The sequence below is a fragment of the uncultured Intestinibacter sp. genome (assembly GCF_902468165.1).
GTDB lineage: Bacteria > Bacillota > Clostridia > Peptostreptococcales > Peptostreptococcaceae > Intestinibacter.
The window spans coordinates 19,405-32,428 of record NZ_CABQXJ010000027.1 but is presented as its reverse complement, the minus strand read 5'-3'; the positions used below and the strand labels follow the sequence as shown (position 1 = coordinate 32,428).

The window sequence follows — 13,024 nt, the reverse complement described above, 5'->3', positions numbered from 1 at the left end:
GTACAATTTGAGAAAATATATCCTAAAAATATAAAAATAAAACATATTATACAGCTCAGCAAATTATAAAAATTGAATTTAGATAAAAAATCTTCTCCTTTAAGTGAAATAAATAATTCGAGCATGCTCAAAAGATTTATCGATATAAGGAATAACATAGTTGCAGCATCGCTTACGTTTTTTTCTGATTGTGATTCAAATTTTTCAACAAATACCCTAGGTTTAAAATAAGTAAAAGCCGCTAGTAAAAATGGAATTATTAGTACTTTTCCTTTATGGTCCCAGTTTGCAATTTCTCCTACAGTTGTGTAATGGGAGGGAACTTGCTCTGGAATATAAGTATATATAAAAAGAGTTATAATCAGCGGTGCAAACCCAACCAAGTAATATATAGATTTTTTAAATAAAAGTTTTTTATTTTTACTTTGCATATATAATGTATTCCTCCAAATATTATAATATTATTTATTATAATATATCTTAAAAAGAAATACATTAAAAAATATAAAATTAGTACAGTATAGGAGACATCAAAAATGTTTAAACAAATATCTAATGAATTATTAAATTTTATAAAAAACAGCCCAAGCTGTTACCACGCAATAGATAACATGAAACAGATCTTAGATGAAAATGGATTTTGTGAAGTTGTAGAAGGCAAAAATTGGACGATTAAAGAAGGCGGAAAATACTATGTAATTAGAAATAATTCGTCATTAATAGCATTCAAAATTCCAAATAAAGACTTTAAAGGATTTAATATAGTATCGAGCCACAGTGATTCGCCTACTTTCAAAATAAAAGAAAACCATGAAATTGAAGTTGATAAAAAAATGGTTAAACTTAATGTTGAAAAATACGGTGGGATGATATTTTCAACTTGGTTTGATAGACCACTTTCAGTAGCAGGTAAAATCGTCGTAAGAGAGGGAAATAAGTTTGTATCTAAATTAGTTAATATAGATAGAGATTTAGTTATTATCCCTAATTTAGCAATACACTTTAATAGAAATATAAATGATGGATATAAATACAATGCTCAAAACGATATGTTGCCGTTGTTTGGAGATATAAATGCAAAAGGAAGACTAATGTCATTAGTTGCACAAAATGCAGGCGTATGTGAAAAAGATATCTTAGGTAGTGACTTATTCCTTTATAACAGAATGAGCGGGAGTATATGGGGTGCTGATGAAGAGTTTATATCTTCACCAAAGTTAGACGACCTTCAATGTGCTTTTTCATCATTAAAAGGATTCTTAGCTGGAGAAAACAAAGATACAGTACAGGTATGTGTTGTATTTGATAATGAAGAAGTGGGAAGTCTTACAAAACAAGGTGCAGAGTCGACTTTCTTATCAGACACATTAAAAAGAATCAACAACACTATGGGAAGAGATGAGCAAGATTTTTATAAAGCAACAGCAAACAGCTTTATGATATCTGCTGATAATGCACATGCAGTTCATCCTAATTATGCGCAAAAGTCAGACCCAACAAATAGACCGTATATGAATGAAGGAATCGTTATAAAATTCAATGCAAACCAAAAATACACTACTGATTCAGTATCAGCAGCTATATTTAAAAGTCTATGTGAAGAAGTTGATGTACCTTATCAAGTATTTACGAATAGATCAGATATGGCAGGAGGTTCAACACTTGGAAATATTTCAAATTCACAAGTATCACTAAATAGTGTAGATATTGGACTAGCACAACTTGCTATGCATTCATCATATGAAACAGGTGGAATAAAAGATACATATTACTTAGTTAAAGTTATTGAAAACTTCTACAACAGTTCTATAATTCAAGAGGATTGTGGAGTTCTTAGCATAAATAAATAAATAAGTTCAAACTAAATATATTTTAGTAGATAATAAATAATAAAAGTTAGAAAAAATACTAATATTTACTTTGGCTAAATAAAAAATGCTATAATATATATGACAAATATTACAAGGGGGAATTCAAATGGATTTATTTGAAGCATTAAAAGGAAGAAGAAGTGTTCGTTCATATAAAGATGAACAAATAAAAGATGAAGAACTAAATAAAATATTAGAAGCAGGTGAATATGCTGCAACAGGAATGGGAAGACAGTCTCCAAAAATGATAGTAGTTCAAGATAAAGAAACTATAGCACAATTATCAAAAATGAACGCTAAAGTATTTGGAAAAGAAGACATGGATCCATTTTATGGAGCACCAACAGTAGTTGTTGTGCTAGCAGACAAAAATATGCCAACATGCGTAGAAGATGGAAGCTTAGTAATGGGCAACTTAATGAACGCAGCTTATGGATTAGGAGTAGGTTCTTGTTGGATTCACAGAGCAAAAGAAGAATTTGAAAGTGAAGAAGGTAAGGCACTTCTTAAAAAATGGGGCGTAGAAGGAGATTACATAGGAGTTGGCCACTGTATATTAGGATATGCAAAAGACGAACCAAAACCAGCAGCACCTCGTAAAGAAGGATATGTAGTTAGAGTTTAATAATTTAAGTTTAATATATGAAATGGATTTCGATTTTCGAAATTCATTTTTTTAATTCTAAGGAAATTATAATGTTTAGAACAAACTGCTTGTGGTGTATAATATAAATAGTTTTTTTTACTACAATGATTAAAAAGTAGTTCATAAAATTTTGATAAAATACATTTTAATAAATAAAAATGTTAAAAATAAAACATACGGGATTATGAAAAAACAGAAAGGGTTTAATTATGACAAAAAAACTTTTTTACAATGGAGATATATTAACTCTTGAAGATGAATTATATGCAGAAGCTGTTTTAGTAGAAGACGGAAAAATTAAAGCAGTAGGAAAAAAAGAAGAACTTACAAATCAAAATGAAGATGCTGAGATGATAGACTTAGAAGGAAAGACTTTAATGCCATCATTTATAGATGCACACAGTCACTTCTTCGGATATGCAAACAGCAAATTACAAGTATCACTAGAAGATGCAGTTGATTTTGAAGATATAGCAAATAGAATAAAAACTTTTATAGAAAAAAACAACGTTCCAGAAGGTGTGTGGATAAGTGCGAATAACTTTGACTACAACACATTAGCAGAGAAAACTTACCCGAGAATAGATTTTTTAGATGAAGTTGTGCCAAACAATCCACTTATAATATCAAATAAATCTGGACACAACGGACTTGTTAACTCTCTTGGGATGAAGGAATTAGGAATAACAATAGACACTCCAGACCCAGAAGGTGGAGTAATATTTAAAGAAAATGGCAAACTTAACGGATACCTTGAAGAAAATGCATTTATAAACAACGTTCAAAGAGTTCCAATGGCATCAACAGAAGACCTTATGAAAGCAGTGCTTAAGGCACAAGATGACTATGCATCTTACGGAATAACAACAATGCAAGAAGGTATGGTAGTTCCTCTATTAGCAGACTTACTAGGATATATGGCACATGCGAAGATGATGAAAATAGACTACATAGCATATGTAGATATAAGAGAAAGAGAAAAAATCTTTGCGAAACTTCAAGGATGCATAAATAAATACAATAACCACCTTAAAATAGGAGGATTCAAAACTTTCCTAGATGGTTCACCACAAGCTAGAACTGCTTATATGAGAACTGACTATCAAGGTGAAGAAGGATACAGAGCTTATCCAGTTATGAGTGGAGAAGAATTAGAAAGCTTAATTGAAATAGCATTAAAAGAAAATATGCAAATATTAGCTCACTGTAATGGAGATGCAGCTGTTGCTCAATATTTAGAACAATATAAAAAAGCAAAAGAAAACTTAAATACAGATAATGATATAAGACCAGTTATAGTACATGCTCAACTTATGGGGCTTGATCAATTGCCAGAAGTTAAAAAACTAGGAATGATACCATCATTCTTCGTGGCTCACGTTTACCATTGGGGCAACATCCACGTTCAAAACTTCGGACTGCAAAGAGCGAGCCAAATATCTCCTGCAAAAGCAGCATTAGATTTAGGAATTAAATTTACATTCCACCAAGACGCTCCAGTTATCGAGCCAAACATGCTTGAAACTATATGGATAGCTTGTAACAGAAAAATGAAAGACAACACAGTATTAGGTGAAGATCAAAGAATACCAGTACTTGCTGCTATAGAAGCAGTTACAAAAAACGCAGCTTATCAATATTTTGAAGAAGATATAAAAGGAACAATAAAAGAAAATAAATTAGCCGACTTAGTAATACTTGATAAAAATCCATTAAAAGTCGACGTAGACGATATAAGAAACATAAAAGTATTAGAAACTTTCAAAGAAGGAAACTCTATATATAAAGCGTAGAAATAATAAATTATATTTTTAAAAAATAAGGGATATATATAGATATAATTTATAAAATTAAAAATAAAATATCAACAAATAATAATTTCAATAAAAAGAGCTCAATTTGCTTTAGTAAATGAGCTCTTTTTATATGGGAAGATAATTTACATCTCTTTTAAAATTTTACAAATAATGTATAATTAGATATAACTTAATTCTATTAGACATACATACTATAAAAATGGAAAAATACTTTATATTATATCGCTAAAAGGAATTTATATTGTAAATGAAGAAAACATAATTGATTATATAAAAAAGAGGTGGATTAAGATGTTTGATAAAGCTTATGTTACAAAAGATATTGAACAAATGAAGCTAGATGACAGAAATTTTCCTAATATAATTGAATTAGGTTTTACAAGCCATGGTAGTGATTTATGTGGGGTTATGTTGACACCGCAAGGAAAGGGACCTCACCCAACAGCAATACTATTGCATGGGTTTCCAGGATATGACGACCCGATAGATTTAGCTCATGCTCTTAGACGATGCGGTATGAATATACTGCGATTTCATTATAGGGGGAGTTGGGGTGTAAAAGGTAGTTTTTCATTTAGTAATTGTATGGAAGATGTAAAAAGTGCTATTGATTTTTTGACAGATGAAAAGTCAGTAAAAGAATTTGACATAGATACAAATAATTTATTTTTAATAGGGCATAGTATGGGCGGTTTCTTAACTTTAAATTACGCATGTGATAAAAGGATAAAGGCATCTGTTGCGATAAGTCCATATGATTTTGGGCTTATTGGGAAAATAGGCAATTATAATCAAAAGGAAAAAGACGAGGCATTTGAGATGTATAAGACAGCACTAGTACCATTAAACAATACAAGTGCAGAAATACTGATGCAGGAATGTCTTGATAATGGGGATAAGTGGAACCTTCCAGATAAGGCAAAATCTCTATCTAATGAAGAAATACTGATAACTATAGCAAGTAGAGATGTTGTGAGCAAAAGATATTTGCATCACGATATTTTAGCAAGTGAGATTAAAAAATATAATAATAATTTGACTGAAAAGTTTATTGATACAGACCACTCTTATTCTGACAAGCGAATTTTGTTGGCAAAGACTATTGCTCAGTTTTTAGAACAACAAATAAATAAAAAATAAATTAAAAACTACAGATAAATCAGCATGTATCTATCTTAAAAAAGTAATATGCAATACGGAATATAATTTGAGGATGTGAAAAAATGAAAGTTGCTTTAATTGCTCCATTATATACAGCAAATATTGTAAAGGATATTGTAGACAAAAATATAGTTGATATAGATTTAGATATTATAGTTTATAGCAATTATTTAAAAGCGGTTGAAATAGTAAAAAAATCACAAAAAAAGTATGATGCTCTGATGTTTGCAGGAGTAGTCGTATATAAATTTGTAAAATTATACGTAAAGGAAGAATGTATATGGGGATATTTCCCTTTGCATGAAAGCTCCCTATCATCTGCTTTATTAAAAGGATTATATGAAAACAAAAATATAAAAAATCTGAGTATAGATACATATTCTAAAGAGTTGATTAAAGAAGTTTATAATAGTATCGGTATAGATATGGATGAAGTAAACCTTATGCTTTATAATGTAAAATTCAATAATAAAAATACGACTGAAGATGCACTTAATTTTCATAGGAATAACTTAAAAAATGACGAAAATGTATGTATTGTGACATCATTAAGTGATGTAAATAAACAATTTGACTCAGATGGAATAGATAATTATATGGCTATCCCGACAAAGAGTATTATAATAGAGAGTTTCCAAAATATATATCTAAGATATATAGCTAAAATAAATACTAATTGTAGGGTTGTAGCTATATTTGTTCATATAGATTTTCCTGATGACTACTCTATAATAAGTCGAAATGAGTATTATTATATTAAAGAAAAAAATAAAGTCACAGAATTGATTTATGAGTTTGCAAATAAGATAGAGGCTGCTGTTATCGAATTTAGTTATAATACATATATATTGATTTCGACAAAGACAATATTAGAAACAGAGACAGAGAATTATACAAATATAGAACTTTTAAAATCTATTGAAGACAACTCATTAAACAGAATTTCTATGGGTATTGGATATGGAAAGACAGCTAGTGAGGCAAAATATAAGGCTAATGAAGCTATTATAAAGGCCAAACGATGTAAAAATGAGAATGTTGCATATATAATTTATGAAGATGGAAAGGCTATAGGACCTATAAAATCTAAAAATAAAGAGAGAAGTGAAGTTAAGATAGACGATAGATTGATGAAAATAGCTCAAATAACAAATGTAAGTGTGAAGAAGATACTTTGTTTTTATAATGCAATAAATACATGTAAAAAAGATAGGTTTACAGCAGAGGAATTGTCAAAGCAGTGTGATATGTCTTATAGAACAGTAAATAGAACGATTAATAAGTTAGAAAAGTACGGATATATTGAGGTGGTTGGGAAACATTTTGAAGATGGATCAGGTAGACCGAGAAGAATAATAAAATTTAATATATAGGCTCTTAAATAATAAAATTAAAGCCATAATCAAAAAAGATATATTATATGTTGATTAAACATTGTAATATGTCTTTTTTTATTTAAAAAATAAAGTTTATAAATTATTTATAAAAAAATGAAAATTTCGTGTATTTATTTAATTTATAAATATTTACAAATGTATAATGAAATTATGATTTTATATACAAATGTAAAGTTTATACAAATAATATAAAAAATAAAATCTAAATCTTAAGTTACAGTATTTTCAATAATTTAAATATAGATAAAGATAAAATAATATATCGAAGTTAAGAAAAATTAGGTGATATTTGTCTAATTAAGGACATTTTACTGACATTTTAAAGTCAAATACAATAATTTATAATAGTATATAAATTTAAATATAAAATTAAAATTTAATTAAAAATAAACATTTTAGGGGGACATTTATGAATCAAAAACTAAATGAGTTATGGGAAAAACATCATAAAAGAGTTTATGATATTAGACATCAACTTCATATGAATCCAGAATTGGGATTTCAAGAGTATGAAACTTCTAAATTAATAGCAACTGAGCTTGAAAATTTAGGAATTGAAGTTACTAGAAATGTTGCAAAAACAGGTGTTGTAGGCTTAATAAAAGGTGAACATCCTGGAAAAACTGTAGCACTTAGAGCAGATATAGATGCGTTAAGTATCAATGAAGAAACAGATTTTGAATTTAAGTCAAAAGTTCCAGGCGTAATGCACGCATGTGGTCACGATGGACACACAGCAAGTCTTTTAGGTGTTGCAATGATGTTAAATGAGATGAAAGATGAGCTACATGGTGATGTAAAATTAATATTCCAACCAGCTGAAGAAGTTGAAGGTGGGGCATTACCTATGATAAAAGAAGGCGTTTTAGAAAATGTCGATGCAGTGTTTGGTGGACATCTATGGGGAGCTATTAAAGAAGGAAAAATAGGAGTTAGACATGGAGCTTTAATGGCATCACCAGATATATTTACTATAAAAATAATCGGAAAAGGCGGTCATGGTGGAGTACCTCATGCAAGTGTTGACCCAGTTCCAGTAATGGCTCAAATTATAAGTGCATTACAAACGATAGTAAGTAGAAAAAATGATCCAACAAATCCACTTGTAATATCTTGTTGCAATGTTCATGCAGGTGAATGTCACAATGCTATACCAACAGAGGCAGTAATCCAAGGAACTGTAAGAACATTAAACAACGAAACTAGAGATTTTGCAGAAAAAATGATGGAGCAACTCGTAAAAGGTATTGTCGAGTCACAAGGTGCAACTTATGAATTTGAATTTATAAGACAATTCCCACCGCTAATAAATGACAACGAAGCGACAGATATAATAGAAGCATCTGCTAAAAAAGTAGTAGGAAGTGAAAATGTATTTGAAATTCCAGCACCGAGTATGGGTGGAGAGGACTTTGCATTTTTTGCACAAGAAAGAACTGCATCATTTGTATTTGTAGGAATGGCAGAAGATGAAGAAAATCCAATACTACATCACAACTCTAAGTTTAAATGGGAAGATAGAAATATGAAGAACTTAGCACAAACTTTAGCTCAAGTTGCTATAGATTATTTAAATCAAGAAAATGATGAAAGTGATGATTTGGAATTTGAAATGATAGCATTTTAATAAATGAAAATTATTTTATATATAAGAGGAGAAGTACATTTGGAATTAAGAAAAGAGAAAGAAGTTGTAAAAAAACCAAGTTTATTTATGAGGTTTTTAAATAGGGTCGAAATAGTGGGGAATAAATTGCCTGACCCAGTAACTATATTTGTTATTTTATGGTTTTTAATTATAGGGATATCAGCTATAGTAGCTAATTCAGGTGTTACAGCGGTTCACCCAGGTACTGGCGAAACTGTTGCAGCAGTAAACTTATTATCAAAAGAACAAATGCAATTATTTTTAAAAAATGTAGTTAGTAACTTTACAAGCTTTGCGCCATTAGGATTAGTTTTAGTTACGATGCTTGGTGCAGGACTTGCTGAAAAAGTTGGTATGATGGAATCATTATTAAAATCATTTGCGGGTAAAATACCGCCACAACTTGTTACAGCAACTACTATATTAGTAGGGATAGTAGCAAACTGTGTTGCAGATGCAGGGTTTGTTGTATTCCCACCGTTAGCAGCATTAATATATTTAGGAATAGGTAGACATCCATTAACAGGTATGTTTGCAGCTTATGCAGGTGTTGCTGCAGGTTTCTCTGCTAATATAATAATATCAATGTCAGATGCATTAGTTGCAGGATTTACTATACCAGCAGCACAAATCATAGAGGCATCATATACAAGTACACCAGCGATGAACTACTATTTCTTATGTGCATCATCTGTATTATTAACAGTAGTAGGTACATTTGTAACTGAAAGATATATAGCACCTCGTTTTGATGGAACTCCATATGAAGATACTGGATATGATGCAACAGCAGAAGTTACAGTTAAAGAAAAGAAAGCTTTAAAATATGCAGGATTAAGTGTATTAGTATTTGTTGTAATAGTAGTAGCATTATGTATAGGGCCAAATGCATTTATGGCTGATACAGAGACAGGTTCATTAGTATCATCAAATTCAACACTAATGGATGGTATGGTACCACTTATAACATTATTATTCTTTATACCTGGTGTTGTATATGGTGTTGTTGCAGGAAAAATCAAAAGTGATAAAGATGTTGCAGCATTATTATATGATTCAATTTCAGGGATGGGTTCTTACATAGTATTAGCTTTTGCAGCTGGACAATTTTTAGCATTATTCAACGCATCTAACTTAAGTTCATTACTTGCGATAATCGGTGCAGAGTGGTTAGAAAATGTCGGATTAACAGGTCCAACATTAATAATTGCATTTGTTTTATTCTCAGGTGTAATAAACTTATTTGTTGGAAGTATGTCTGCAAAATGGGCTATAATGGCACCAATATTTGTGCCGATGTTTATGTTATTAGGTTATTCACCAGCATTAACTCAAATGGCATATAGAATAGGGGATTCAATAACTAACCCAATATCTCCTATATTTACATATTTCCCAGTTATACTTGCATATGCTAAAAAATATGACAAAGACATGGGAATCGGTACAATTATGTCGGCTATGTTACCATATTCATTGGTATTTGCAATAGCTTGGATATTATTACTACTAGTGTTTATAGTATTTAACTTGCCATTAGGAATCGGTGGAAGCATATATATGACTATGTAGGAAATTAATCTGATTTATAAACTTAAAATTAGAATACTTATTACATTTTAAAGAGCTATATCAGATTTGAGATAGCTCTTTAATTCAATTTAACAAAAATATAATTTAATCAACAGATAATATATGTATAATTAAAAAAGAAGAATTATTATAGCAAAATTGATTTAGGAAATGAGGTATAAAAAATGGAGGCAATATTAAAAGTGGATATAAAAGAATTGGCAAGAGAATATAGAGATTATGTTATATCTCTTAGAAGACATTTTCACCAATACCCAGAGCTTAGTTTAGAAGAATTTGAAACTAGTAAAAAAATAAAAGAAGAATTAGAAAAAATGGGGATAGAATATGTAAGTGCTGGAGGGACTGGTGTTATAGCTGATATAAAAGGAAGCAAACCAGGAAAGACGATAGCATTAAGAGCAGATATGGACGCACTACCAGTTGAAGAACTTACAGAGTGTGATTTTAAATCAAAAATAGATGGAAATATGCATGCTTGTGGACACGATTCACATATGGCGATGCTTTTAGGAGCAGCAAAAATACTTAATGGAATGAGAGATCAAATAAACGGTACAGTTAGATTAATATTCCAACCAGCAGAAGAAAACGCAAAAGGTGCACCTGCAATGATAAGAGATGGAGCAATTGACGGTGTCGACAGTATATTTGCAATACATATATGGGCACAAATTCCTGTAGGTAAAGTTTCACTAGAAGCTGGGCCAAGAATGGCATCAACAGATTGGTTCTATATAGATGTAAAAGGTAAGGGTGGACACGGTTCACAACCAGAAAACTGTATAGATGCTGTTGTTGCAAGTTCTGCAATAGTTATGAACTTACAGACATTAGTAAGTAGAGAGACAAGACCGCATAATCCGTTAGTTCTTTCAATAGGATTATTACATTCAGGAACTAGATTAAACGTTATAGCGGAAGAGGGTCGTATGGAAGGAACGACTAGATGTTTTGACCCTGAGCTTAGAAAACAACTTCCTATAAAAATGGAGAGAATAATAAAAAACACTGCTGAGGCATTTGGAGCAACAGCAACATTAGAATACGACTTTGCAGGTTCAGCAGTAGTAAACGACGAGAGATGCTCAGAAATTGGACAAGCCTCTGTTGAAAAAATACTAGGCAAAGATGGAAACTACCAATTTGAAAAAGTTACAGGTGGAGAAGATTTCTGTTTTTATTTAGAACAAATTCCAGGAGCATTAGCATTTGTAGGATGCAAAAATGATGAAAAGCAATGTTGTTATGCCCATCACAATGGAAGATTTGCAATAGATGAAGATAGTTTAGAAATAGGTACTGCATTATATGCTCAATATGCAATTGATTTTTTAAATAAATATGAAAAATAATTATCTTATATAATAAAATATAAAAACATATAAATTAGACTTTACAATTGTTTTGAAATATTAAAATTGATATACTGAATACTATAATATTTTGACAAAATTTATTTAAATATAGAGGTTTATAAAGTGTAAAAATTCTCTATAAACTATCTAATATATGTCAAAATAAGAACTTAAAGGGGTTACATATAGGAGGATAAGATGTTTGAGAATTTAAAAGCTTCAGATCCTGAAATATATGCAAGTATGAAGAGGGAATTAGAAAGACAACAAAGAAACATAGAGCTAATTGCTTCAGAAAATATAGTTTCAGTTCCAGTTATGGAGACAATGGGGAGTCATTTAACTAATAAATATGCAGAAGGATATAGTGGTAGAAGATATTATGGTGGATGTGAATATATAGATGAGATAGAAACATTAGCTATAGATAGACTTTTAGAAATATTCGGTGGAGAACATGCAAATGTCCAACCACATTCAGGTGCTAATGCAAACTTAGCAGTTTATTTTGCAATGCTTAAACCAGGGGATAAAGTAATGGGGATGAATTTATCTCAAGGTGGTCACCTAACTCATGGTTCACCGGTTAATATATCAGGGAAGTACTTTGATTTTACTGAATATGGTGTAGGAGAAGATGGAAAAATAGATTATGATGAAGTTAGAAAAACTGCATTAGAAGTTAAACCAAAAATGATAGTTGCTGGGGCGAGTGCATACCCTAGAGAAATAGATTTTAAAAAATTTAAAGAGATAGCAGATGAAGTAGGGGCTTATTTAATGGTAGATATGGCCCATATAGCAGGTCTTGTGGCTGCTGGTCTTCATCAAAATCCAGTAGAAGTTGCAGATTTTGTAACTACTACAACACATAAAACATTGAGAGGGCCTCGTGGTGGAGTTATAATTTGTAAAGAGAAATACGCAAAAGCAATCGACAAAGCCGTATTCCCAGGAATACAAGGTGGTCCACTTGAACATATAATTGCTTCAAAAGCAGTTTGCTTTAAAGAAGCACTACAACCTGAATTTAAATCTTATCAAACTCAAGTTGTAAAAAATGCTAAAAAGTTAGCAGAAGAATTAGATAAAAGAGATTTTAAATTAGTTTGTGGAGGAACTGACAACCACTTACTACTATTAGATTTCACAAATAAAAATATAACAGGAAAAGAAGCAGAAAAACTACTAGATGAAGCATATATAACAGTAAATAAAAATGCTATACCAAACGACCCATACGGAGCAAATGTTACAAGTGGTATAAGAATAGGTACACCAGCAGTAACAACAAGAGGTATGGTAGAAGAAGATATGGAAGTAATTGCAGAAGCTATAGATTTATGCTTAACTCATAAAAATCAAGACAAAGCTAGAGAATTAGTAATAGGTCTTACTAAAAAATATCCATTATATGAGGAATATAATTTAATGGACTAAAAATCTTGAGACTATAAAATCTCCCTTTTTGCAGATAAATATATTTGCTAGGAGGGAGTATTTTTATGTTTAAACAAGAAAAAAGCAAGAATT

At 30.5% G+C, this 13,024-nt stretch carries 10 protein-coding genes; 9 read left to right on the top strand and 1 reads right to left on the bottom strand.

Annotated features, from left to right (window positions below):
• On the bottom strand, nt 1-431 hold a 431-nt coding region (locus RDX53_RS06740; protein ID WP_307993885.1), incomplete at its 3' end, for a DUF1648 domain-containing protein.
• Between the two features lie 105 nt (nt 432-536).
• Here RDX53_RS06740 and RDX53_RS06735 point away from each other — a divergent pair.
• The 9 genes from RDX53_RS06735 (at nt 537) to glyA (ending at nt 12,931) form a co-directional block, all read left to right on the top strand.
• Nucleotides 537-1,850, top strand: coding sequence for a M18 family aminopeptidase (locus RDX53_RS06735; RefSeq protein ID WP_295571685.1), 1,314 nt, complete (start codon nt 537-539; stop codon nt 1,848-1,850).
• 127 nt (nt 1,851-1,977) lie between these two features.
• Nucleotides 1,978-2,496 carry a nitroreductase gene (locus tag RDX53_RS06730; RefSeq protein ID WP_195930163.1) on the top strand — a complete coding sequence of 173 codons (519 nt, stop codon included), beginning with the start codon at nt 1,978-1,980 and terminating at the stop codon, nt 2,494-2,496.
• 230 nt (nt 2,497-2,726) lie between these two features.
• The gene (locus tag RDX53_RS06725) at nt 2,727-4,310 is read left to right on the top strand and encodes an amidohydrolase (protein WP_195930162.1); all 1,584 of its coding nucleotides are present in this window, start codon (nt 2,727-2,729) and stop codon (nt 4,308-4,310) included.
• 315 nt (nt 4,311-4,625) lie between these two features.
• Complete coding sequence (locus RDX53_RS06720) at nt 4,626-5,474, top strand: alpha/beta fold hydrolase (RefSeq protein ID WP_195931841.1); 849 nt, start codon at nt 4,626-4,628, stop codon at nt 5,472-5,474.
• Between the two features lie 83 nt (nt 5,475-5,557).
• Nucleotides 5,558-6,868 carry an HTH domain-containing protein gene (locus RDX53_RS06715; RefSeq protein WP_295571682.1) on the top strand — a complete coding sequence of 437 codons (1,311 nt, stop codon included), beginning with the start codon at nt 5,558-5,560 and terminating at the stop codon, nt 6,866-6,868.
• Between the two features lie 433 nt (nt 6,869-7,301).
• Nucleotides 7,302-8,519: an amidohydrolase gene (locus RDX53_RS06710; protein WP_307993884.1), complete on the top strand. Its 1,218-nt coding sequence runs from the start codon at nt 7,302-7,304 to the stop codon at nt 8,517-8,519.
• 39 nt (nt 8,520-8,558) lie between these two features.
• Nucleotides 8,559-10,112, top strand: a complete 1,554-nt coding sequence (locus RDX53_RS06705; RefSeq protein ID WP_331606917.1) for an AbgT family transporter — start codon at nt 8,559-8,561, stop codon at nt 10,110-10,112.
• 185 nt (nt 10,113-10,297) lie between these two features.
• Nucleotides 10,298-11,488, top strand: a complete 1,191-nt coding sequence (locus RDX53_RS06700; RefSeq protein ID WP_207743847.1) for a M20 family metallopeptidase — start codon at nt 10,298-10,300, stop codon at nt 11,486-11,488.
• Between the two features lie 201 nt (nt 11,489-11,689).
• The gene (gene glyA / locus RDX53_RS06695) at nt 11,690-12,931 is read left to right on the top strand and encodes a serine hydroxymethyltransferase (protein ID WP_195930718.1); all 1,242 of its coding nucleotides are present in this window, start codon (nt 11,690-11,692) and stop codon (nt 12,929-12,931) included.
• Nucleotides 12,932-13,024: the final 93 nt, after the last annotated feature.